Here is a 22,935-nt window from a genome sequence, read left to right as displayed (position 1 = left end):
GTGAAGGAGGGGGTGTTTACAGTATGGCAACTTTTTCGCAACTGGTAGACAGCGTCGTGGTCAACACGTTTGAGCTGGAAAAAACCGAGGTTCATGTCGGCCGCCGCGCCGACAACGATATCCGTATCGATGAGATTTCTGTCAGCGGGCACCACGCCGTGATCGAGCGGATGCCGAATGCCTATCTGGAAGGTACGGTGGACTACTACATCACAGACAAAGACAGCACCAACGGCACGTTCGTGAATGACCTCAGGGTCAACGAACGCCAGCGATTGAATAGCAACGATCTGGTGCGGATTGGCTGGAACGAGTTCCGGTTTGTTGATGAAGAAGAAAACGCGATGGAAAAGACCGCCTACATTCTGGACTGACAGGAATCAGCGGTTTGCCATAACGATGTCGGAAAAACGCTTGAGCAATGAGCCGGCGTGAGGCGCGTCTGTGACCTGAGCGATCAGCTCGTCTGGTGAGAGTCCCTCCTTCACCAGATCCGGGGTCTGTGCTTTCAGGTAGGCGCGCATAATGTCCGCGGTGAATTCCGGATGGAACTGTACGCCCCAGGCGCGTTGTCCGACACGAAAAGCCTGGTGAGGCTCAAAGTCGTTGCTGGCAATCAACACCGCAGTTGGAGGCAATTCCAGAACAGATTGCCGGTGGGTCAACTGGGCCTGAAACGTCTGCGGCATGCCATCAAACAGCGCATCGCCATCCGACGCCCCATGCCTTTGAACCGGGTAGGTGCCAGATTCGCGGCCCTGAGGATGGTATCCCACCTTGCCCCCGAGCGCATGAGCCAGAAGCTGGTGGCCGTAGCAGACTCCCAGTACCGGCACATCAGCCTCAACGGCTTCGGCCAACCACGCGGCTGCCGCTTCGCTCCATCCAGCACGATCACTGACCATGGCGGGCGAGCCGGTGACCACGATGCCATCCCAATGTCGAGGCGTTCCCGGCAGGGGATCGCGAGTGACGTCCACAACCTGCCGATCTAGCTGATCCGACAATCCGTCCAAAAACCAGCGGTCGAAGTCGCCATAGGTTTCCTTGATCGGCGGTAGGGTGTCTCCGGTTTTCAGTACGATCAGGCGGGCAGTCATCAGTCCTCAAAAACGGCGTTGTGATAGACGTTCTGGACGTCATCCAGGTCATTCAGCATGTCCATGAACTTCTCGAACAGCTCAACATCGTCGCCCTCTACCTTGGTGGTGGTCTGGGGGAGGAACTGAATCTCGTCCACTTCGAAATCGATGCCTTCGAAGGATTCCTGCAGAGCCTGCCTGGCCTTGGCGTACTCGGTATTGGGGGCAAAGACGGTGATCATGCCGTCTTCGCACTCAATGTCGGTGACGTCGACGTCCTGAGCCATCAGAGCCTCCAGCACCGCTTCCTCGTCTTCGCCCTTGAACGCGAAGATGGCGCAGTGGTCAAACATGTGGCTGACGCTTCCCTGAGTGCCGATTTTGCACTTGGTCTTGGTGAAGGCAAGGCGAACATCGCCAAAGGTACGGTTGGGGTTGTCGGTCAGACAGTCGACGATGGCCATGCAGTTACCCGGGCCAAAGCCTTCGTAACGGGCGGGGGAGAAGTCTTCACCGGCGCCACCTTTTGCCTTCTCGATGGCTTTCTCAATAACGTGGGCAGGTACCTGGTCTTTCTTCGCCCGGTCAATCAGACCGCGCAGAGACAGATTGGCGTCCGGGTCAGGCCCTCCGGATTTCGCGCAGACATAAATCTCGCGTCCGTACTTGCTGTAAACCTTGGTTTTTGCAGCGGCCGTCTTGGCCATGGAGTCTTTGCGGTTCTGGTAGGCTCTGCCCATGGTACTGCCTCGATCTTGTTTTCAAAACAGCGGATTTTACTCGACATGCCGGGTAGGTAACAGACTTATTTGGCGGTGCGGGATGGGTATCAGACAGCACCCCGTCACATTGCCCTCAGACAAATTTTGGAACCCGCTGTACCCCTTTCCGGATGGCCTGTTCAAGCGCCTTCTGAATCAGCCCCCCGGTGAATGGCACCAGATCCTCAAAGGTGATGGTGTAGCGGACACGGGCATGGCCGTTGGAATCATTATCGAAGCGGATCCGGCCCATGTGATGACGGAGTGGGCTGGCGCTCGTGATGGTGTATTCGATCAGTGACTCCGGCTCGAATCCAACCACCGTCTCTTCGATGCCCAGCGGGCCAATTCCGATTTTCCGCACAGAGCCAATGCCATTGGGGTCAGCCTGATCGCTATCCCTTACTCGCTTGATCGGGGCGCCGAGTAATTTACCGAATGTCTCATGGTCCGCAAAAACAGCGAATACCTGCTCGCGCGGCAAATCGAAAGTATCTTTAATTTCAATGGTATAGCTGGCCATATATTAGGAATCTCTGTGAGCAAATTCGTTTTTATGGGTCGTATCCTGTGTCGCCAGAGTATCTGGTTAACCGCTTCGAAAAAAGACGCTTACGGGGACAGGTTGGGAAACTGACAGCTTGCGAAATCTCTCCTATTCTCTCGGAATCAGTTTACGGTAGAGGTAGTTTCAATGATTCCAGAAACCATGAGCGCGATGCTGCTGACCGGCCACGGCGGCGTCGAGAAACTCGAGTATAAAGATACTGTACCTGTCCCCCGGCCGGGTCCTGGTCAGGTTCTGGCGCAGATCACTGCCACTGCTAAAAACAACACCGATCGCAAGGCCCGCGAGGGTCTGTACCCCACAAAAGACAAGGGCGATGTGACCTCTTTTGCCATGGGTGGGTCGCCCACACTGACCTTTCCCCGCATTCAAGGAGCCGATGTGGTGGGTCATGTGGTTGCGGTTGGCGACGGGGTCGAGGAAAGCCGGATCGGCCAGCGTGGGCTATTGGATTTCAATCTCTACGCTGATGATCGCCGTGATATCAACCTGACGCCGGATTATTACGGCCATGGTGCCGATGGCGGTTACGCGGAATACATCGCGGTGCCTTCCGACCAGTTTCACCACGTGCCAAACCCGGAACTGGCGGACGCCGAGCTGGCTTCCATGGGCATGTGCTCCTACCAGACCGGTCTGCACATGCTGACTTCTGCACGGGTCAAGGCCGGAGAGCGGATTCTGGTGACCGGTGCCAGCGGTGGGGTCGGAACGGCCCTGATCCAGATGTGCCGGATCATGGGGGCTATTCCCTATGCGCTTAGCCAGGCCGACAAGTCCGAAGCGTTGATGAGTCTGGGCGCCGAGGCGGTTCTGGACCGCTCGGACATGGACAACTTCGTTGATCAGGTAAAAGCCGTCACCGGCGGGCATCCGTTTGACGCGGTGATGGATCTGGCGGGTGGCACCATGACCGACTGTTTCATCGACGCCATGATTTTCAATATGAAAGACCGAGCGGATTACCCGCGCCTGAGCATTGCCGGTGCCAGCGCCGGCAACCTCAGTGAAATCATGTGGACCCGGATCTACCTCTATCAGGTGCAGATCTTCGGCGTTTCCCACGGAACCCGGGAAGAGGCCGAGCAGCTGATTGCCTGGATTCGCGATGGCGAGCTGAAGCCAGTGCTGCACGCCGCCTTCCGGCTGTCAGAGCTGCATGAATGTGAGCGTTACTTCACCGATCGTGGCAGCCACTACCTGGGGAAAATCGTGGTGGTGCCGGACGCCCAGTGGGAAGAACATGGGGCGCGTTTTGCTCTGGGAGGCGGGGCATGAAAAAGCCACTCACGTTCAGAGTCATGGACACTCACGCCGGCGGTGATGTCAGCCGAATGGTCACCGGAGGCATCAAACCGCTGCCCGGTGATACGGTCCGGGCGCAGATGGAATACCTGCGAGATCACGCCGATGGCCTGCGCCGGTGTCTGCTGGAGGAGCCCCACGGCATTCCTGAGATGTCGGTGGATCTGCTGGTGCCGCCCACCGATTCCCGAGCCGTGGCCGGTTATATCATCATGGAAGTGATGGGATATCCGATCTACTCCGGCTCGAACACCATCTGCACAGCGACAGCTGTGCTGGAGTGCGGGATTGTTCAGAAGCAGGAGGGCAAGCAGAGCTTTGTGTTGGAATCTCCGGCTGGCCTGGTCAACATCGATGCGGTCGTCACTGATGGCGTTGTTGAATCCATTACCTGCGCAGGGTTGCCCAGCTACATCGATACGTACAAAGACACTGTGGACGTCCCCGGTATCGGTACGGTGACCTACAGCATTGCCTATAGCGGTGGCTTCTATTGTCTGGTAGATGCCACTGAGCTGGGGTTCGCGCTGACGCTGGACGAAGAGCGGAAACTGACCGAATGCGCCCACGCAATTGTCGAGGCCATTCGGGCACAGCGTAGTTACTCCCACTATTCCCTGGGCGATGTGGGCCCGTTGCCGTTTCTGCATTTCATGGGGCCGATCGAAACGGTGGGTGACCATTACTATCGATCCCGCTCCACTACGTACGTCCATCCCGGCGTGATCTGTCGCAGCACGACAGGCACGGGGACCTCTGCGCGATTGGCGCTGATGAATTATGAGGGTCTGATCAAGCCGGGCGACTGCCTTGAAACAGTATCATTGAGGGAAACGGGATTTGTGGGCGAATTCAAAGCCGTTCGACATGAGGGCGACCTTGACGTGGTGGAGAACACAATCACCGGAAGAAGCTACGTGATTGCCCACTCCGACATCGTTGTGAATTGCGATGATCCGATGGAGGATTGTAGCGATCTGGTCCATATCCTTACGGCCGGTTCCTGAAGGTTGCTGGATCAAGTTCCAATTTTTTCAGTCTTGAGGCCAGAGTTGTTGGCTTGACGCCCAACATGGCGGCCGCCCCGTCGTCGCCTGACACGCGGCCGGCGGCGGCCGTCAAAGCCCGTATCAGATTGGTTTTCTCAAGGTCCTGCATCTCCTGCTCGGTCATAACCTGTGAACCGGAGTGGCGTGCTGGTGGCTGATCCTCAGATCCATGTGAATCGGCCCCCTGGTCTCGCCCGGTCAGATCCAGATCCAGCTCGCCGTCGGCCGTAATTACTCGTCGCTCAATCACGTTTTCCAATTCTCTGACGTTTCCCGGCCAGTGGTAGTGCTTCAGTTTTTCCACCTCGGTTTTTCTCAGTAGCCGTCTGGGACGGTTGAACTTGACGCAGGCGCGCTCCAAGAATTCCTGGGCCAGCATTGGAATGTCCTCGACCCTCCGTCGCAGAGGCACGGATTCGATCGGGAATACATTCAGGCGGAAATACAGATCTTCGCGGAACCGCTTTTCGTTGACTTCGGCTTTCAGCTCCCGGTTGGTGGCAGCGATGACTCGCACATTCACTGCACGGGTACGGTTGTCGCCGACCCGCTCAAACTGTTGGTCCTGCAACACCCGCAACAGTTTGCCCTGCAACTCCAGCGGAATTTCGCCTACCTCGTCCAGAAACAGCGTGCCACCATCGGCCAGTTCAAATCGACCAATCCGCTCGCTGAAGGCACCGGTAAAGGCACCTTTGACGTGCCCAAAGAACTCGCTCTCGAAAAGATCCCTGGGGATGGCCGCGCAGTTGACGCGGATCAGCGGCCGGTCACGGCGATCGCTGGACTGATGAATGGCCCTTGCGATCAACTCCTTGCCGGTCCCCGATTCACCGGTGATCAGAACGTTGGCATCGGTTGGAGCCACCAGACCAATACGGCGAACAATGCCCTTGACCGCGTCGCTCTGGCCGACGATCTCGTGAAAGTAGTATTCGGCGCTCAGTTCTTCCTGAAGATAGGCATTTTCGATCTCCAGCTTATCTTTCAGAGTTTCAACTTCCTCCAGCGCTTGATGAAGTTCTTTCTGGGCTTCCCGGCGCTGGGAAATGTCCCGGAATACCACTACCGCACCCACTGGATGGCCGTTATCCATAATGGGCGTGCTGGTGTACTCCACCGGAAACCCGGAACCGTCTTTGCGCCAGAACCAGTCCTCGCCGATTTGCCGAACGTTGCCGTCCTGAAAAGCGGCGTAGATTGGACATTCCTTCAATGGAAACAAAGATCCGTCTTCGTGAGAGTGGTGTACCACTCGGTGCGTCACCCGGCCCATCAGTTCATCGCTCCGCCACCCCAGCATTTGCTCTGCCGCCGGATTTACGAATGTGGTTCGTCCCTCTGCATCGACGCCGTAGATGCCTTCACCTACGGCATGAAGAATCAGCTGGTTCTCGCGCTCCATGTCTTTGAACAGTTCCTGAACCCGCCGCCACTCCAACAGTCCACCACGGTGGTAGTGATTGGCTTCCTGACGCTCACGAAGGTCTCTTAACTGCCGGCGATCGCGCAACAGAAATATCACCTGTTGAGGGTCTGCGGGTTCAGCTCTGGAGGAAGAAATCTCCAGCCCGATGGAATGCCCATCCTGGTGGCTAAGGTGAAAGTCGCCGCTCCAGGCTCTGCCTTTGAACAGGGTTTCTTCCGTAAAGGCGATCAATTGCGGACGCTGGCCTTCGAAAAGCCGGGCGCAGGACGAGCCGATCAACGCCTCCTGTTCGATGCCCGTCAAACCGCCCATCGCGCTGTTGGCACTGGTGATTCGATCACTCTTTACATCCACCAGCATTGCCGCTTCGGGCAATTGGTCGATCCACTGAGTGTCGGTTTGGAGGGGCATGGTCGGATCTGCTGCGCTCAGGTTAGACATGGGGCTCCTTGATGCTGGGAGAAGATCATTGGATTCAGGGGATCCAAGAGTCATGCCAAAACACGAAAAATCGTCATTTGGCTCCCGAAAAATCGTAAATAACGAAATATCGTGAGCTGGTAATGAAATAGGTATTCAAAAAATACAATAAAAACAGAGTTCTAGGTTTTTCTGGAATCTGGCACGAACAATGCGATACAGGTAGTGGCCAATGAAGAAAGTCAAACAGGATCGATCGCAGAAAGCGAGTTATCGATCAAATGTGCACCACAATAGAGCATGTATTCTGCATTCAGTTGCTGAATAGATGACGAAGAGGAGGAACGAAGGATGATGACGAAAGAGCTGATGACCGCAAAAATCCTGGAAGCAAAAGCCACCAAAGGCGTTTCCTGGGAAGCGCTGGGCGAGGCCATTGGCATGTCCCCGGTATTCGCCACATCGGCGTGCTTGGGCATGAACAGCATGTCTGAAGATAAAGCTTTTGCGACCTGCGAGACACTGGGTCTGGATAAGTCTGTGGCAGAAATGCTGCAGGTTTGCCCGAAGAAAGCCTGGGGCGATTCAGTCCCGCAGGATCCGCTGATTTACCGCTTGTACGAAGTGGTCGGCGTGTATGGCGACACCATCAAGGAACTGATCCATGAGAAGTTCGGCGACGGCATCATGAGTGCTATCGACTTCTCTATGGACATCGACAAGGAAGAGAACCCGAAGGGTGATCGTGTCGTGATCACCATGAACGGTAAATTCCTGCCTTATAAATCCTGGTAATGCTGCCTTAAATCCGGGAACTTGCCCACCGCTGGGGCCTTTGGCTTTGGGGTGGGCTTTCTTTTTTTTGCAGGATTGGTTTTGGGGGGCGGGCTTGCGTGGAGGGTTTTGGATTTTTGCCGGAAAAAGAACTCGCTGCGCTCAGACACCTTTTTCCGGCAAAAATCCAAAACCCTCCACGCGCCGAGCAAACCAATGGATATCTCTCGTTAAAGATAAAGACAGAGACAAGAACAAAGGCAAAACGATAGAACAACGGGTGCGAAACCTAAGTCAGCAAGGTTCGCTTTGTTAAACATTTGCTTTACCGACCAGAGCGTTATCTTAAAAAGTCTGTCGGGAGGGGGTGGGAACCCTTTTCTGCCGGGAACAAAGGTGTCTGAGCGCAGCGAGTTCTTTTTCCCAGAAGAAATGGGTCCCCCCCCCCGACCCACACCCATACCCTCAGGCTACAAAGGCCAACCTCCAAAATCAGCCAACCCGAGACCGAACCAAAGGCGCCTCCGCCAGGGCAACCTCAACCACCGTGTGCAGCTTTTCCAATTGAGACTGAAGCATGGCGATGGGCCGGCTGCCCTCGAGGATCAGGTTGATGTCCAGGTGTTCACCCACGCTGTCTACCGCCATGTTCGCAATGCGGAAGCCGCGGATTCGGACAACCTGGCAAAGGCGTTCCAGTGCGGCCGGTTCGAAGGCCATTCGGCAGTTCAAGTTGTAGCTCGGTTGCGTTTGTTTACTTTGCGCGTTCATGCAACTTGCTCCCTGGTTTTTCTGGTTGTTTGTTGAGATTCATCAATCATTTCGCGATTGCCCGAACCGGGTTTAACGATGGGCCAGACGTTTTCTTCCCGGGCGATGGCCACGTGCAGCAGCATGGGCCCGTCGAAGGCCAAGATGGTTTCGATGCCACGGCGAATCTGGTCGGTGCGTTCGATGTGCAGCGCCGGTATATCGAAAGCCCGGGCCATGGCGACGAAATCCGGATTGTCGTCCAGGTCGATCTGGCTTTCGCGGTTGTCGTAAAACAGCTCTTGTTGCTGGCGCACCATGCCCAGGCACTGATTGTCCAAAACGATGATTTTCAGTGGCAGGCGATAACGGCGGATGGTCGCCAATTCCTGGGCGTTCATCATGAACGAGCCATCGCCGGTCACGTTGATCACCGTGCTGTTGCGGTTAGCGAACTGTGCGCCGATGGCAGCGGGCAGCCCGAAGCCCATGGTGCCCAGGCCGCCGCTGGTCAGATGGTGCCGTGGGTGGTCGAATTCGTAATGCTGAGCCACCCACATCTGGTGCTGGCCAACGTCGCAGGCGATAACCGCATCATCCGGCGCAATACGGGAAAGCTGGCGGGTAAATGCTGGCCCGGTGATGGCAGACAGCGGTTCTTCGTTATCCGCAGCCGAAAAGCCACCGGTGGTGCGCCACTGGCGACATTGTTTGCGCCAGTCATCAATGGCCAGCGGGTGCGACTCTATTGCCCGGGTCAGGCCCTCTAAGATCTGGTCCAGTGGGCCTCGTAAGCACACGTCAGCCGGGCGCAATTTGTTCAGTTCCGCGCTATCCGCATCGATATGAATCATGCGGGCGTTGGGAGCGAACTCGTCCAGCTTTCCGGTGGCACGGTCATCCAAGCGGGCGCCGACGACCAACAAAAGATCGCATTCATCCACCGCGCGGTTGGCTGCCAGGGAACCGTGCATGCCCAGCATGCCCAGATTGTCGGGATTGTGTTTGCCGGCGTTACCGATCCCTTTGAGTGTGACGACCGCAGGCATGGCTGACGTGGTTGCGAACCGGCGGAAAGGTTGTTCGCAGTGGGCCAGGCTGACGCCTCCGCCGCTGTAGAGCAAAGGCCGCCTCGCGTCGCGCAGCATCTGGATGGCTTGCGTCAGGTCAGGGCAGTGCGCCGCTGATGGCCTGGTCGTTTGGTCGGCGCTGGCTGTGACCTGCTGCAGCAAGACGTCCTTGGGAACATCAATCCATACCGGCCCGGGGCGACCTGAGTTGGCCAGTTGGATGGCTTCTTCCATGACGTCCGGAATCTCGTCAGCATCGGTGACCAGATAGCTGTGTTTGACGATGCCGAGCGTCATGCCCAGAACGTCGGTTTCCTGAAACGCATCGGTGCCAATCAGGCCAGACGGTACCTGCCCGGTGATCACCAGCATGGGTATGGAGTCACGATGGGCATTGGCCACACCGGTGATGAGGTTAGTGGCACCCGGGCCCGAAGTGGCAATGCATACACCCGTCTTTCCGCTTGCTCTGGCGTAGCCGTCAGCTGCCAAGGCGCAACCCTGTTCATGGCGACACAGCACGTGCTCCACCACCACATCGTCTACCAGCGCATCGTATAGCGGCATGATGCAGCCGCCGGGGTAGCCGAAAACCGTGTCGATACTGTGACGATGGAATGCATCCAGAATGTGTTGTGCGCCGTTCATGGGCTAGGTGTCCTTCTCGTCTTTCATCAGTGCAAAAAAAAGCCCCCGGACCTTTCGGTTCCGGGGGCTTTCTGGTGTCTTGTCGAGTTGTCGCTATCTCACTCGGTTGTCCACGCAAAAGCCCCCGGATGGCACCACGACCACCAGGACGACCTTCACTAGTACAATCACTGAAATGAGATTCATAAAATCTGCAACGGCTCTGAATCTATTGAATAATTATGTGTAGAATCTAACCCACGTTTTTAACCGGTTGCAACCAATTTTTAGTTTCCCTTCTGCGAGCGAGTCATGACAAAAGAAAAACTGGGTTCCATTGGGCTGTCTCTTTTCCTGGTGGTAGCGCTCGTGTTCTGGATTGCCAGCGGCGATGTCAAAGAGGCGGAAAGTAAAGCGCCCGACGCCGTGCAGGCCGACGAGGCCAAGCTTCCCAGAGTGCAGGTAGAAGAACGACAGGCCCGCCTCTACCAGCCGGGGTTGCTGCTGCAAGGGCAGATTGAACCTGCCAGGTCCCTGGCTATTTCTGCCAGGCTTCCGGGCACGGTTGAGTCGTTGCAAGTCAGTCTGGGGGACCGGGTTGAAAAAGGTCAGGTTCTGGCCAGGTTGTCGGACGATGGCCGGCCCGAGGTGGTAGAGCGGTGGCAGTCACGATTGCGAAAGCTGCAGGCAGACCTGGCAGCGGCTCAGCGTCTGCGGGCAAAAGATCTGACCTCTGAATCTCAAATACTGGCTCTGCAGAGCGAGCTTGCGACTGCCAGAGCCGAACTGGCTGAAGCACAACTGGCAATTGACTATCTGACGCCACAAGCGCCGTTTGCCGGCACTATTAATCGCAAGTCTGTGGAAGAGGGCGATCTGGTTCAGGTAGGTTCGCCCTTGTTTGAACTGGTAGAGATAGACCGGTTGAAAGCCACTGGTCAGGTGCCGCAACAGTCCGTCAGTCAGGTGAAACCGGGCCAGCCCGTTGCCATTCAGACCCTGGACGGCGACACCCTGAATGGGCAGGTGACGTTCGTTGCCAGCGCCGCCAACACGGACACCCGCAGTTTTGCGGTTGAGATCGAGGTCGATAACCCTGAACGCAAACGGGTTGCCGGTGGCAGTGCAACTTTGCGCATTGCGCTTCCAGAGGTGGAAGCCATCTTTTTGTCGCCTGCGTTTCTGAGCCTCGGAGACGATGGGCGTCCGGGTATTCGCCATGTCAACGGCAACGACGAAGTCGTGTTTACGACCGTCAGACTATTGAACATCACCACCGAGGGAGCCTGGGTTACCGGTCTGCCGGATGAAATTCAGCTGATCACCCGCGGGGCCGGTTTCGTGTCGGTGGGCCAGAAAGTGCAGCCTGTTGCCGCCAACACTGAGCGGGGCTGATCGCCATGCGCACGCTTATTTTTGCCGCGCTGGACAGAAGCCGCACCACCTTTCTGACCCTGTTATTCCTGATCATCGGGGGCGTTGCAGCCTTCCAGTTGATTCCGAAAGAAGCCAACCCTGACATCACCATTCCCATGATTTACGTGTCCATGACGCTGGACGGCATCAGCCCGGAAGACTCCGAGCGACTGTTGATCCGCCCCATGGAGCAGGAACTGCGATCGCTGGAGGGTATCAAGGAAATGCGCTCCACCGCTTCCGAAGGACATGCCTCGGTGATGCTGGAATTCGATGCGGGGTTTGATCCGGACAAAGCTCTTCAGGATGTTCGGGAAAACGTTGATACGGCGCGAAGCAAGCTGCCGCAGGAAGCGGATGAACCGCGCGTCAACGAAATCAACGTGGCTTTGTTTCCGGTTCTGTCCGTCGGACTCTCGGGGCCGCTGTCAGAGCGGGAACTGGTGACTGTCGCCCGCCGACTGCAGGATGCCATAGAAGGTATTCCGGAAGTGCTAGAAGTCGAAATTGGCGGCGACCGGGAAGACCTTCTGGAAGTGGTGGTCGATCCACAGGTACTGGAAAGCTATGGCGTGGATTACGACACCCTTGGCCAGCTGGTCACACGCAATAACCAGTTGGTGGCTGCGGGCAGTCTGGATACCGGTGCCGGGCGCATGACCATGAAGGTGCCCGGGGTGATCGAAACCATCGAAGATGTGATGACGATGCCCATCAAGGTAGACGGCGACACCGTCGTCACCTTTGGTGATGTCGCCATGCTGCAGCGCACATTCAAAGATCCGCGTGGGTTTGCACGCATCAATGGCGAGCCTGCCCTGGTTCTGGAAGTATCCAAGCGTACTGGCGCCAACATCATTGAAACTGTTGAAAAGGTCAAAGGCCTGATGCGGGCCGCTGAGGACCAGCTGCCGGAAGAGCTGGAAGTTCGCTACATCATGGATCAGTCGGGCGAGGTGCGTGACATCCTCAGCGACCTGTTGAACAACGTGCTCACCGCCATTGTACTGGTGATTGTATTGATCATTGCCTTCATGGGCCCACGATCCGCCTTTCTGGTGGGGTTGACCATCCCCGGGGCGTTCCTGACCGGTATTCTGGTGATCTGGGGGATGGGGCTGACGCTTAATATCGTTGTCCTGTTCAGCCTGATTCTGGTGGCGGGCATGCTGGTGGACGGCGCCATTGTGGTGTCGGAACTGGCGGATAGAAACCTCAGCGAGGGCCAGAAAGTTTCCAGGGCCTGGGGCGAAGCCGCATCAAGAATGGCATGGCCGATCATTGCCTCGACCGCCACGACACTGGTGGTATTTCTGCCGCTGCTGTTTTGGCCCGGGGTGGTCGGCGAATTCATGAAGTTTCTTCCAATGACGGTGATCATCTGCTTGCTGGCCTCGCTGGCCATGGCGTTGGTGTTTCTGCCGGTATTGGGCAGCCTGAGTGGCGGAAAGCGGACACGGGCGACGGTAAAGCAGGGCAGGATGGGGAAACTGTACCGGAAAGCCCTGGCCACCTTACTGGCATCGCCATGGCTGACCCTGGTTGGCGTGTTGGGCGTGGTGGCCCTGATTTACGGCGCCTATTACAAATTCAACCATGGCGTCGAGTTTTTCCCCAGCGTAGAACCAGATTCCGCCCAGGTTCAGGTGCGAGCCCGTGGCGACCTGTCTGTCTGGGAGCGAGATGAAATTGTTCGAGACGTCGAACAGCGGTTGCAGGGCTTGCCCGAAGTGAAAGCACTTTACGCCCGTTCGATGATTGCCGCCGGAAACCGCATGGCCCCGGACGTCATTGGCGTACTGCAGTTCCAGTTCACCGACTGGAACGAGCGTCGCCCGGCAACGCAGATTCTGGAAGACCTGAGAGAGCGCACGGCAGACATTCCCGGCATCCAATTGGAATTTCGCAAGCAGGAAGGCGGGCCCGCGGACGGCAAGCCTATTGAATTGAAGATCAGCGGCCTGGATATCGAAAAGCTGGATCGATACGTCGATCAGGTGAAAGACCAGATGAATGAGATGGGTGGTTTCGTCGACGTAGAGGACGATCGCAGCCTGCCTGGTATCGAATGGCGGCTGAATGTGGATCGTGAAGCCGCGGCCCGCTTTGGTTCTGACGTTCTTGGCGTGGGCAGCGCAGTCAGGTTGGTCACCAACGGCCTGGTGCTTGCTACCTATCGGCCGGAAGATGTCCGGGATGAAGTCGATATCGTGGTGCGCGTCCCCAACAACTGGCGTGAATTGGACCAGTTTCAGCGTCAGACGATTCAAACCTCCCGGGGGCAAGTGCCATTGTCGCAATTTGTGAAGCTGGAGCCGGGCGACAAAATTGGCAGTATTGTCCGGGTGGATGGGCAGCGCACGGTTACCGTCAAATCCGACGTGGAGCCGGACCGCCAGGCCAGCGCCTTGCTGAAGGAATTGCAGCAGAAGATGCCTGAAACACCGGAAGGCATCACCATCAGCTTCGCCGGTGAAAACGAGGATCAGAAACAGGCTGCGAATTTCCTGTCTTCGGCCTTCATGGTGGCCATCGGGCTGATGCTGTTGATTCTCGTGACTCAATTCAATTCCCTCTATCAGACCATGCTGATCCTCTCTGCCATTGTTCTGTCGACCGCCGGTGTGTTGCTGGGCTTGCTATTGAATGGCCAGTCTTTCGGCATTGTGATGGTGGGCATGGGCATCATTGCGCTGGCAGGCATCGTGGTGAATAACAACATTATCCTGATCGATACCTTTAACCAGATGCGAAAGGAAGGGTTCAGTGCTTTTGATGCGGCGCTGGAAACTGGCTGCCTGCGTCTAAGGCCGGTATTGTTGACCGCCGTGACCACGATTCTGGGGCTGATGCCGATGGTGCTGGGCGTCAACGTGGATTTGCTGACTCCCTCGCTCGGCATCGGAGCACCTTCAACGCAATGGTGGACCCAACTGTCCAGTGCCATTGCAGGGGGATTGGCGTTTGCCACCATACTAACTTTGTTGCTGACGCCGTCCCTGCTTGTACTGGGTAATCGAGTTGGAGCGCGAGTCAGGTCTCTGGCCTCATCGGGCAATCAATGACATAACGGCCACAAGAATCCCCGGCCCTGAATGTGAAGTTTTGTTGTGTCATTGCTTCATTTCTTAATGCGGCAGGCGTTCGACAATGTTCTGGACCATAATGGAGCCAAAACATGAACAGGGATTCACTTTTGCGCAGCCTGAATCAACAATTGCTGAGATTGTGCCAGAGCTTTCTGGTGATTTGCCTGTTGTTCGTCCTGCCCGCCCTGGCGCAGGCCGATGGCGCCGTGTGGAAAGAAGGCGTTGAGCGAATCGAGATGGCCAAAGAAGTAGAGTTCTGGCTGGAGCAAAGCGGCCCAAAGTCGCTGGAAGAAGTGCGGCAGTTGCCGGAGTCTGCCTGGCAGAGAAACGGCAGCCAGAGCATCAACCTGGGTTACGGTGACGATGTTTACTGGTTTCGTTTCCAGATGACCAACGGTACGCCCGCCTTTCAGTCCCTGTATCTCGAAATAGCCTACCCAGTTTTGGATCACATTGAACTGTACATGCTGCAACAGGGTCGGCTACTCGAATTCCATGAACTGGGCGACAGCAAACCGTTCGACCAGCGGCTGATCCATCACCGTAACTTTCTGGTACCGCTGACCCTGACGCCGGGTTACCCGCGGACAGTGTACCTGCGTGTGGACACCACCAGCTCCATGCAGGTGCCGCTGGTGCTCTGGGACAGGGACGCGTTTTTCGAAGCGGAGCAGGCCCGCAGCCTGTTTGAGGGGCTGTATTACGGCATCGTACTGGTGATGATTCTGTACAACCTGTTTGTCTATCGGGCGGTGGGCGAACGCAGCTTTCTCTATTACGTGGGCTACATTGCCGCAATGCCGCTATTCCTGGCCAGCCTTCACGGCGTGAGCTATCAATATCTCTGGCAGGACGCCACCTGGTGGAATGATCGGGCGATCGTGGTGTTCCTGAATCTGACGCTGTTCTTTGGCGTGGCGTTCAGTCTGCGTTTTCTGACCGTGCATCGATCCAATCACCCGATTCTGAACCGGGTCATGGCCGCTTTGATGCTTATTTCGGGAAGCTTTGCAGCGGCCAGTGTCCTGGTGCCCTACAAGTATATGATTCTGCCAACCATCCTACTCGCAGCCCTTGTATGCAGCATCCTGCTGTTGTTGGGCGTGGTCAGGTGGTTAAAACAGGATCCGGCTGCGAAATACTATGCCGTTGCCTGGTTTTTTATGCTATCCGGCGGAATAGTACTGGCTTTCAACAAGTTCACCCTGCTGCCGAGAAACTTTCTGACAGAGAATGCGACCCAGGTGGGTTCGGCCATCGGTGTGATTTTGCTGTCGGTTGCCCTGGCGGACCGTTTGAATCAGGAGAAAAAGCGTGCTTTCGAAGCCCAGCAGAAGTTACTGGCGGAGGAGCGCAAGGCTCGCATTGCTCAGGCCAAATCGCTGCAGGTTCAGCAGGAGGCCAATACTCTTCTTGAACAACGCGTGCAGGAGCGCACTCAGGATCTCGAATCCCTGAACGAGCGTTTACAGGAATTGAGCTCTACCGATGCCCTGACTGGCCTGAAGAATCGTGGGTATTTCGACCGGATCTTCAAATCCATGGTGGTTAAGGCATTCCGGTTCGGCCAGCCACTGTCGTTACTGATTCTGGATATCGATCACTTCAAGAAGTTTAACGACACCTACGGTCATCTGGTCGGGGATGACTGTCTGCAAATGGTGGCGGGTTGCATTGGTGAATACGTTACCCGAACTCAGGATCTGGCGGCTCGCTACGGAGGGGAAGAGTTCGTGGTGCTATTGCCGGAAACGCCGGAAGAGGGCGCCATTCGTGTCGCGGAAAAGATTCGCAAAAAAATCGAAGAAACCGGTTTTCGGGTCTCCGATGAAATACTCCACCTGACGGTCAGTGTTGGTATATGCGCGGGCTGTCCAGAGCGGGCCGATGCCACCAAGAGTATGTTCGCAAAAGCCGACGAGGCACTCTACGAAGCAAAAGGCGCCGGGCGCAATCGGGTCATATCCCGGTCGGATATTCAGCCGGTGGCTTCAGACAACCCGGTCTAAAGACTCGGCGCTGCTTTCACGCTGCGGTATTGTTGGCCAAGGCTGGGCCTCTTCCAGCCCGAAGGCCAGCTCCAGCAGCGTTTTCTCGCCCCCATGTTTTCCCATCAATTGGATGCCAATGGGCAACCCGTTGGACGTCTGCCCACCCGGTAAAGCGATGGCTGGCGCGCCGGTGGTGTTCGCCAGAGGGGTGAAGCTGACATAGCTGAACAGCCTTTCAAACAGCTCCTCAAAAGGCACGTTGGGGCTCAGGTAACCGATTTCCGGCGTGGTATGGCCCAGAACCGGTGTCAATACCGCATCAAAACCGGCCATTGCCCGGGCATAGTCGTGATAGGAACGTCGCAATCGCCAGAGGGCGGCTGGCAATCGGTAAAACCGCTTTTTGAAGGCTTTGTCCAGTCCGACGGTCAGGCCATCCACCTTTTTCCGGTCGAACGGGGCCTGGAACAGTCGCTTGCCATTCTGGCGCACGCCAAAAGCCAGCATCCCCCAATAGAGCGCAAAGTCTGCCGGGAATGTATCTGGCACGGGCATGGGCATCTCTTCGACGTGATGGCCCATCTCCGCCAGAGATTTGGCTGTGGATTCTACAGCCTGGCGGGTTTCATCGTCTGTGCGTTTGCCATTGATAGAGTCCAGAATCAGGCCAATTCTCAAGGGCTTGTCGGCGGCTTTTTCTACCAGACCGATGGAAGGAAGCCTGGGATTGCGATAGTAGTGCTCGGCGTCGTGATAAAAATTGGCGGTGTCCCGAACGCTTCGGGTGACCACTCCGTCCGCCACGATATTGATGGGCAGCGATTTAGCAGCGTCATTGTCCACCAGTCTGCCACGGGAAGGCTTCAGGCCAACCAGGCCGCAGCACGCGGCGGGTATTCGAATGGAACCGCCGCCATCGTTGGCGTGTGCAATGGGCAAAACGCCGGCCGCAACCAGTGCCGCGGATCCGCCCGATGAAGCGCCAGTGGAGTAACCCGTATGCCAGGGGTTGCGTGTGGGCTCTCTGTGAGCGGGCTCCGTTGTGGCATTGAAGCCAAATTCCGGCAACGTGGTTTTGCCAATGCAAACCAGGCCCTGGGCCAGTAATTGGTCTGCGAAGGGGCTTGTGCGTTGGGCTGGTCTGGCCTGGAGGGCGTCCGTTCCCTGGGTGGTCGGGAACTTCTGGACATCGGTGTTGTCCTTGATCGCAGTGGGGATGCCAGTGAACCGGGCTGACGCCGATTCTGGCGTGCCAGCCATCAGTTTTGACAAGGCCTCAGGCCCTTCTGCAATCGGTGTGACCAGAGCGTTTAATTGGGGCTGGGCCAGTCTTGCGCGTTCAAGACTGGCTATAATAAGCTCTTCGGATGTCCGTTTTCCCTGCTTGAGGAGATCTGCGAGCTCCGTTGCGTCATACTGTCCCAGAGCGTCGTCGCGAAAGGTGTGAAATGACGGTTGTCCAGTGTTTGCAGCCATCTGTAATGAGCATCCTCAGCAAAATTTTAAGGGTACTCTAGCTAAACTGCTAATGTAGCGATATGTCATATCGGGTAATCCAGTAAGTGAGTTTCATGTTCGAACAATCAATGCAGGCATTCGCCGAGCCGCTTGTGCGTAACTTTCTCGGGATCTTTTTTCTGATGATTGGCGTGCAATTTACCGCGCGCAGCCTTGGGCTGCATGCGAGAAACGGCTTTTCCTACATCAACTATGGCAGCAAAGGTTCATCGGGCTGGTGGAATCGGCAGTTATTCAATCTGTTCCGGGCGGCGATTCTGTCCGCGGTGGTGGCCCGGATATTTGTGGATATTGATGCCTGGTTTGGGGTGTTTGAATGGCTTTATTATTGGCCGGTTCTGGTAACGGGGATGCTGTTCCTGATCCTGGCCTTTGGCCTGGTGAATTATTTTCAGGCCTATATGCACGAACAATGGCGTTCGGGAGTCGATCCCGACCAGAACCAGCATCTGCTTACTGCGGGGCCTTACGCCCGCACCAGGAATCCGGTATTCATGACGGTGATGCTGGGGCAGCTCGGTTTTTTCCTGGCCTTTCCCTCTGTTTTCTCGCTGGTGTGCCTGATTACCGGCGTTGCCGTTATGATGCGGCAGGCAAGAGTCGAAGAGCGTGCACTGGCCGGCTTATTCGGCGATGCCTACCTCCAGTATCGCCAGAAGGTTCCTCGCTGGCTGTGAGTTACCCGTTCTGGCGGGCCGCTTTTATGACGTCGTAGGCGTGGCTGATTTCCCGGGTTTTTTGCTCGGCCATTTCCCGCATGCTTTCGGGCAATCCACGACCTGCCAGTTTGTCCGGATGGTTTTCGCTCATCAGTTTGCGATAGGCCTTTTTGATGTCCGCGTCACTGTCCGACGAGGACACTCCAAGTACTTTGTAGGCGTTCTCCAATTGGCTGGCGGTTGATTGTTGACCACCGCCGCCAGCCTGGCCGCCCTGCGACCCTCTCAGCATGGCTTCCAGCTGCTCCACCTGTGACTCGGGCAGTCCAAGCCCCCGTGCCACTCGCAGCAACATTTCATGTTCCGCCGGATGGATAACCCCATCTGCGGCGACGGCAGATACCTGAACCTGAAGAAACATCTGCAGCAGCGCTGGTTGTCTGCCGCTGATGCTCAGAAAATGCTGAAGCTCTGCATCCAGGTCAAAGTCGTCGGCTTTGCCCCGGTTAAAGGCAGCTTTGGCTCGCTCCCGGCTTTCACCGGACAATCGGAATTGCTCGAATAACTTCTCAGCCACCTGAATCTCGTCTCTGGTGACCACGCCATCGGCCTTACAGAGTGCCCCCATGACGGCGAAGACGGATTCCAGGAAGCCAGTCTGAACCTGGCTGATTTTCTGCCAGAGGCGTTGTTTTATTAGGCGGGTCAGGAAAACACCGGCAGCCGCGCCGATCAGGAATCCGGGAAGGCGCGCGAACATATAGCCGATCAAACCGCCGATAAACAGGCCGAACATGGTTGTGTCCTTATCAATAGGAAGGGTTTCAGTCCAAAAACTGGCTTTCGTCTACGTTGTCCTGCTGATCTGGTCGCAGGAACTGCTCAGCATAACGCCGATAAGTACCTGACTGGATGAACAAATGGAAAACGTCACGGTCCAGGTGTCCTTCATTCACCATGTGCTTCATGATGGTGAGCGACTGAGTCAGCGTTTTTCCTTCCTTGTAGGGGCGATCGACGGCGGTTAATGCCTCGAACACGTCCGCTATCGCCATGATGCGTTCAGGAACGCCCATCTGTTCGCCAGTCAGTCGGCAGGGATATCCCTTGCCGTCCATCCTCTCATGATGGGTTCCGGCCAGGTGGGGCACGCGAGCCAGCCAGTCGGGTAATGGCAGAGAGCCTAACATGCAGATGGTCTGAACGATGTGGTCGTTGATCCGGAATCGTTCTTCCGGGGTTAGAGTACCCCGCCGAATGGTAAGGTTATAGAGTTCTCCGCCGTTGGCTGCGTGTTCGGGAAGATCCATGTCGAAGCCCCAACGGTTGGCCGGGTCATCGCGGGTGACCGGTGGTCGTCTGTCCCCCCAGGGGCGAACATGATGAGGTTGGTCTGCCAGCAGTGTTTCAGCGGCAGGCAGGGGCGTTTCAGGAAGAGTGCCTATGGCTTCCTGCTCATCGGAAGACAGCCCCAGGCGGTCACTGAAATGTCTTTGCCAGCTTCTGCGAGCGATGGCGTGCAGGGCGTCGATGTCTTTGTCGTCCATAAACTCGCCACCGGTATTGGCGTTTGCGACTGTCTGAAATTCCTCCTGCAGTGCTTGTTGCTCGGCATCCCGGTCTTGTGCTGCCTGGTCCGGATCGTCACCACTCAGGCATCGCTGTAGATACCGTATTTCAGCATCGCGGTGAAGCACCTCGAAGCGGGTTCGAATTTCGTGAATGCGGTTATAGATGGTCTCCAGCTTCACGCCTTTGTCTACAACGTATTCCGGGCTGGTGATCTTGCCGCAGTCGTGCAGCCAGGCTGCCAGATGGAATTCGTACATTTCGTCGTCGGTCATGCTGAAATTGGCGAAGGGTTTGGCGTTGCTGACGATAGCCTCGTCCACCATCATTTGTGCCAGCCTCGGTACTCGCTCGCAATGCCCTCCGGTATAAGGGGATTTGGCGTCGATGGCGCCTGCCACCAGGCGAATAAAGCCCTCCAGGAGTGCCTGCTGGGTTTCGATCAGTTCCCGGGTTTCGATGGCAACGGCCGCGGAGCCGGCAATCTCATCCACAAACACGATCAGCTCGTCGGTCAGCTGGGTCTGGTCACCGCGCTCCATTTCAATCACCAGGGCACCGATCAGCTTTCGGCTTCGGTTGCGCAGGATGGCGAAAACCGGGTGACCACTGCATTGCGCACGCATGGCCTGGATCACGTCACTGTCGTCATCCTCCCCTCCAATGCCGGTGATTTCAGCCGGTGGCGCCAGTCCCTGATCCACCGATAGCACCAGTTTTTGCTCCTGACCGTTGGCCAGATACACAGCGCCACGTTTCTGGCCGATGATTTGTACGATCTGTTGCAAGACGTCATGGAGAAGCTGGTTCAAATCCTGTCCGCGATTGAGCACAGTGGTGATGTTCTGGAAGCTTCGTATCGTGCTGGCCATATCGTCCAACGCGCCGCTCAGGTGACGGGCTTCGCGAATGTGGGAATTCAACTTTAGAGAGGTGGAGAACTGGAACTTTGATAACGCGCCCACTCTGTCCGCGAGCAGCTCCAATGGCCTACCCAGTTGTCGGCCGAGAATCCAGCCAGTACCCAGTAGAATCAGAGCGATGGCACTGGCCAGAACCGTTTGCTGTTTGAGCGTCGCCCACACATCGGCAAGCAGTTCGTCTGACGGTATGGCCACGGCAATCAGATGATCTTTCTGATCCAGAGAATAGAGGGGCTCGGTTTCACCCCACCACTGTCTGTCTTCCACTTCGAAATAGCGCGTGTCTGATGTGCTTTGTGATGATCGGGTTCTCTCCAATAATTCGGCAAGGATAGGGGCCGGCTGCCCATTGACCGAACCCGTATGCGCCAGAAGGTCTCCGCGATCACTCAAAATGGCGATCTCGGTCCCCGGCGTTTGCCGCAGATTCTCTAGCTGTCCGTTCAGGTCAGTGATCGTGACATCAATGCCGAATACCGCACCCATCGCAGACGATGACCTTCGGGACAGAGTCAGCCCGGTCTCGCCAGTGGTAAAAAACTCGTAGGGAGGCGACAAATAGTTACGGCCGGGCTCCGTGGCAGCCTGAAACCAGCCTCGCAAGCGAGGGTCGTAGTCATAATCTTCCGGGACCTGTCTGGCGAGCAGCTCCCATCGCCGGTTATAAAAGAAATATTCGCGAGTTTTGGCCTGTGGGTTTTCAGTGGTAATAGTCTGCAGCAGGTATCGAGAGCCCGGTGGCGCATTGGTATATTCGGTTCGCTCGCCGTCGGGCAGTACGCGTAACAGGAAAAAGTCGCCGTTGTCGTATCCCACGTAAACAGCGCTCACGATGTTGCTACCGGTAAGCACGTCCGCCATCATCGGCAAGCGATCCAGCCGCTTGCCGATCGTGTTGGCCCAGGCAATGGAATCGTGGCTGAGGATGGTCAGCGCGGTTGCGGGTGGCTGGATGATGGCCTGAATGCGGTCGTCTACACTGATGGCCAACTGGTGAGCGGCCGCGCTGGCGGCTTTCAATTTGGCCGTTTCCATTCCGCGGAAACTCTGACCGACCAGTACGATGGCGAGAATCAGCATGCCGAGGCTGATGGTTGACGCAATGAGCACTGCGAGCGAAAACTGGGCCGGTGAACGGCGACTGGGCATGATGATCCTTTGCGGCGGTCAGTGGGTATGTCAATTAAACGTAGCCCGTGAGTGCCAAAATTTCATGACTAGTCGTCAATTGCGCCGTAGTTCTCGCCAACGTACCTGTTTTCAAAAGACCGTTTTAAGGAGGGTGGGGTGACGCCGGATTTGTTCTCTGACACAGCCGAGCCCTGGGAAGAGCCCCTGGAAGATGGGGCGGTTGTTCTTCGTCGATTTGCCAGCTCTGATGCTCGGGAACTGCTCGATGCCATCGAACAGGTGGCCAGGCAGGCGCCTCTGCGCCAGATGCAGACGCCTGGCGGCCACACCATGTCGGCAGCCATGGTCTGCTGTGGAAGCTGGGGTTGGGTGACGGACAGAAAGGGCTACCGATATCAGACAACTGACCCGCTGACCGACCGTCCCTGGCCTGACATGCCGGCTGTTCTGAGGGACCTTGCCAGAGCGGCCGCCGAACAGGCGGGATACCCCGATTTTGATCCGGATGCGTGCCTGATAAACCGGTACTTGCCCGGCGCAAAAATGGGTTTGCATCAGGATAAAGACGAAGAAGATTTCGAACAGCCGATCGTCTCGGTGTCGCTGGGTTCTCCTATCGTGTTTCAGTTTGGCGGACTGCGCAGAAGCGACCGGCCGCAGAAAATACCCCTGGAACATGGCGACGTGGTTGTCTGGGGCGGGCCGTCACGATTGAGGTATCACGGGGTACTGACGCTCAAATCTGTCGAGCATCCTTTGACGGGCGCCTGCCGCTACAACCTCACCTTTCGCAAAGCCAGGTAG

Annotated in this window: 18 protein-coding genes; 9 read left to right on the top strand and 9 right to left on the bottom strand. The window is 56.5% G+C overall.

The window, feature by feature from the left end:
• Positions 1–23 precede the first annotated feature (23 nt).
• The gene (locus QLQ17_RS12440; protein WP_283209898.1) at positions 24–374 is read left to right on the top strand and encodes an FHA domain-containing protein; all 351 of its coding nucleotides are present in this window, start codon (positions 24–26) and stop codon (positions 372–374) included.
• A gap of 6 nt (positions 375–380) precedes the next feature.
• Here QLQ17_RS12440 and QLQ17_RS12435 read toward each other — a convergent pair whose 3' ends face one another.
• The 3 genes from QLQ17_RS12435 to QLQ17_RS12425 form a co-directional block, all read right to left on the bottom strand.
• Positions 381–1,100 carry a glutamine amidotransferase gene (locus QLQ17_RS12435; protein WP_283209897.1) on the bottom strand — a complete coding sequence of 240 codons (720 nt, stop codon included), beginning with the start codon at positions 1,098–1,100 and terminating at the stop codon, positions 381–383.
• A complete protein-coding gene (locus tag QLQ17_RS12430; RefSeq protein WP_283209896.1) occupies positions 1,100–1,822 on the bottom strand; it encodes a YebC/PmpR family DNA-binding transcriptional regulator in 723 nt (240 codons plus the stop codon). Before QLQ17_RS12430 ends, QLQ17_RS12435 begins: the two co-directional genes overlap by 1 nt.
• Positions 1,823–1,937: 115 nt before the next feature.
• Positions 1,938–2,366: an SRPBCC family protein gene (locus QLQ17_RS12425; protein ID WP_283209895.1), complete on the bottom strand. Its 429-nt coding sequence runs from the start codon at positions 2,364–2,366 to the stop codon at positions 1,938–1,940.
• Between the two features lie 171 nt (positions 2,367–2,537).
• Between QLQ17_RS12425 and QLQ17_RS12420 the strand changes: the two genes are divergently transcribed.
• Positions 2,538–3,689, top strand: a complete 1,152-nt coding sequence (locus tag QLQ17_RS12420) for a zinc-binding dehydrogenase (protein ID WP_283209894.1) — start codon at positions 2,538–2,540, stop codon at positions 3,687–3,689.
• Positions 3,686–4,723, top strand: coding sequence for a proline racemase family protein (locus tag QLQ17_RS12415; RefSeq protein WP_283209893.1), 1,038 nt, complete (start codon positions 3,686–3,688; stop codon positions 4,721–4,723). The genes QLQ17_RS12420 and QLQ17_RS12415 overlap by 4 nt, the downstream gene beginning before the upstream one ends.
• On the opposite strand, the gene QLQ17_RS12410 is transcribed toward QLQ17_RS12415, so the two are convergent.
• Positions 4,707–6,635: a sigma 54-interacting transcriptional regulator gene (locus QLQ17_RS12410; protein ID WP_283209892.1), complete on the bottom strand. Its 1,929-nt coding sequence runs from the start codon at positions 6,633–6,635 to the stop codon at positions 4,707–4,709. The two genes, QLQ17_RS12415 and QLQ17_RS12410, sit on opposite strands and share 17 nt — an antisense overlap.
• Positions 6,636–6,965: 330 nt before the next feature.
• Here QLQ17_RS12410 and cynS point away from each other — a divergent pair, with 330 nt between their 5' ends.
• Positions 6,966–7,409 carry a cyanase gene (gene cynS / locus QLQ17_RS12405; RefSeq protein WP_283209891.1) on the top strand — a complete coding sequence of 148 codons (444 nt, stop codon included), beginning with the start codon at positions 6,966–6,968 and terminating at the stop codon, positions 7,407–7,409.
• Between the two features lie 471 nt (positions 7,410–7,880).
• On the opposite strand, the gene QLQ17_RS12400 is transcribed toward cynS, so the two are convergent.
• Both QLQ17_RS12400 and ilvG read right to left on the bottom strand, forming a co-directional pair.
• Positions 7,881–8,159, bottom strand: a complete 279-nt coding sequence (locus tag QLQ17_RS12400) for an ACT domain-containing protein (protein WP_283209890.1) — start codon at positions 8,157–8,159, stop codon at positions 7,881–7,883.
• On the bottom strand, positions 8,156–9,856 hold the full coding sequence (gene ilvG / locus QLQ17_RS12395; protein ID WP_283209889.1) for an acetolactate synthase 2 catalytic subunit: 1,701 nt from the start codon (positions 9,854–9,856) through the stop codon (positions 8,156–8,158). Before ilvG ends, QLQ17_RS12400 begins: the two co-directional genes overlap by 4 nt.
• Positions 9,857–10,147: 291 nt before the next feature.
• Between ilvG and QLQ17_RS12390 the strand changes: the two genes are divergently transcribed.
• From QLQ17_RS12390 to QLQ17_RS12380, 3 genes are all read left to right on the top strand, one after another.
• On the top strand, positions 10,148–11,230 hold the full coding sequence (locus tag QLQ17_RS12390; RefSeq protein ID WP_283209888.1) for an efflux RND transporter periplasmic adaptor subunit: 1,083 nt from the start codon (positions 10,148–10,150) through the stop codon (positions 11,228–11,230).
• Between the two features lie 5 nt (positions 11,231–11,235).
• A complete protein-coding gene (locus tag QLQ17_RS12385; RefSeq protein WP_283209887.1) occupies positions 11,236–14,316 on the top strand; it encodes an efflux RND transporter permease subunit in 3,081 nt (1,026 codons plus the stop codon).
• Between the two features lie 113 nt (positions 14,317–14,429).
• Entirely contained in the window at positions 14,430–16,349 is a 1,920-nt protein-coding gene (locus QLQ17_RS12380) for a sensor domain-containing diguanylate cyclase (protein ID WP_283209886.1), read from the top strand.
• Here QLQ17_RS12380 and QLQ17_RS12375 read toward each other — a convergent pair.
• Entirely contained in the window at positions 16,332–17,807 is a 1,476-nt protein-coding gene (locus QLQ17_RS12375; protein ID WP_283209885.1) for an amidase, read from the bottom strand. The two genes, QLQ17_RS12380 and QLQ17_RS12375, sit on opposite strands and share 18 nt — an antisense overlap.
• A 95-nt stretch (positions 17,808–17,902) precedes the next feature.
• Here QLQ17_RS12375 and QLQ17_RS12370 point away from each other — a divergent pair, with 95 nt between their 5' ends.
• Entirely contained in the window at positions 17,903–18,526 is a 624-nt protein-coding gene (locus QLQ17_RS12370) for a methyltransferase family protein (RefSeq protein WP_283209884.1), read from the top strand.
• Position 18,527: 1 nt separating this feature from the next.
• On the opposite strand, the gene djlA is transcribed toward QLQ17_RS12370, so the two are convergent.
• Both djlA and QLQ17_RS12360 read right to left on the bottom strand, forming a co-directional pair.
• The gene (gene djlA / locus QLQ17_RS12365) at positions 18,528–19,304 is read right to left on the bottom strand and encodes a co-chaperone DjlA (RefSeq protein WP_283209883.1); all 777 of its coding nucleotides are present in this window, start codon (positions 19,302–19,304) and stop codon (positions 18,528–18,530) included.
• Between the two features lie 28 nt (positions 19,305–19,332).
• A complete protein-coding gene (locus tag QLQ17_RS12360; protein ID WP_283209882.1) occupies positions 19,333–22,149 on the bottom strand; it encodes an HD domain-containing phosphohydrolase in 2,817 nt (938 codons plus the stop codon).
• Positions 22,150–22,287: 138 nt separating this feature from the next.
• Here QLQ17_RS12360 and alkB point away from each other — a divergent pair, with 138 nt between their 5' ends.
• Positions 22,288–22,935 (top strand): DNA oxidative demethylase AlkB, encoded by a 648-nt coding sequence (gene alkB / locus QLQ17_RS12355; RefSeq protein ID WP_283209881.1) that lies wholly within the window; start codon positions 22,288–22,290, stop codon positions 22,933–22,935.

The organism is Marinobacter sp. CHS3-4 (genome assembly GCF_030053415.1).
Lineage (GTDB): Bacteria > Pseudomonadota > Gammaproteobacteria > Pseudomonadales > Oleiphilaceae > Marinobacter.
This window is presented reverse-complemented; position numbering and strand designations above follow the sequence as displayed.

Bases quoted from the DNA above. Each gene is read 5' to 3' on its own strand.
- QLQ17_RS12370 (WP_283209884.1), top strand. From the start codon at position 17,903: ATGTTCGAACAATCAATGCAGGCATTCGCCGAGCCGCTTGTGCGTAAC.
- QLQ17_RS12435 (WP_283209897.1), bottom strand. From the start codon at position 1,100: ATGACTGCCCGCCTGATCGTACTGAAAACCGGAGACACCCTACCGCCG.
- QLQ17_RS12375 (WP_283209885.1), bottom strand. From the start codon at position 17,807: ATGGCTGCAAACACTGGACAACCGTCATTTCACACCTTTCGCGACGAC.
- cynS (WP_283209891.1), top strand. From the start codon at position 6,966: ATGATGACGAAAGAGCTGATGACCGCAAAAATCCTGGAAGCAAAAGCC.
- QLQ17_RS12420 (WP_283209894.1), top strand. From the start codon at position 2,538: ATGATTCCAGAAACCATGAGCGCGATGCTGCTGACCGGCCACGGCGGC.
- QLQ17_RS12440 (WP_283209898.1), top strand. From the start codon at position 24: ATGGCAACTTTTTCGCAACTGGTAGACAGCGTCGTGGTCAACACGTTT.
- djlA (WP_283209883.1), bottom strand. From the start codon at position 19,304: ATGTTCGGCCTGTTTATCGGCGGTTTGATCGGCTATATGTTCGCGCGC.
- QLQ17_RS12385 (WP_283209887.1), top strand. From the start codon at position 11,236: ATGCGCACGCTTATTTTTGCCGCGCTGGACAGAAGCCGCACCACCTTT.
- QLQ17_RS12425 (WP_283209895.1), bottom strand. From the start codon at position 2,366: ATGGCCAGCTATACCATTGAAATTAAAGATACTTTCGATTTGCCGCGC.
- ilvG (WP_283209889.1), bottom strand. From the start codon at position 9,856: ATGAACGGCGCACAACACATTCTGGATGCATTCCATCGTCACAGTATC.
- QLQ17_RS12415 (WP_283209893.1), top strand. From the start codon at position 3,686: ATGAAAAAGCCACTCACGTTCAGAGTCATGGACACTCACGCCGGCGGT.
- QLQ17_RS12410 (WP_283209892.1), bottom strand. From the start codon at position 6,635: ATGTCTAACCTGAGCGCAGCAGATCCGACCATGCCCCTCCAAACCGAC.
- QLQ17_RS12380 (WP_283209886.1), top strand. From the start codon at position 14,430: ATGAACAGGGATTCACTTTTGCGCAGCCTGAATCAACAATTGCTGAGA.
- QLQ17_RS12400 (WP_283209890.1), bottom strand. From the start codon at position 8,159: ATGAACGCGCAAAGTAAACAAACGCAACCGAGCTACAACTTGAACTGC.
- QLQ17_RS12390 (WP_283209888.1), top strand. From the start codon at position 10,148: ATGACAAAAGAAAAACTGGGTTCCATTGGGCTGTCTCTTTTCCTGGTG.
- QLQ17_RS12360 (WP_283209882.1), bottom strand. From the start codon at position 22,149: ATGCCCAGTCGCCGTTCACCGGCCCAGTTTTCGCTCGCAGTGCTCATT.
- QLQ17_RS12430 (WP_283209896.1), bottom strand. From the start codon at position 1,822: ATGGGCAGAGCCTACCAGAACCGCAAAGACTCCATGGCCAAGACGGCC.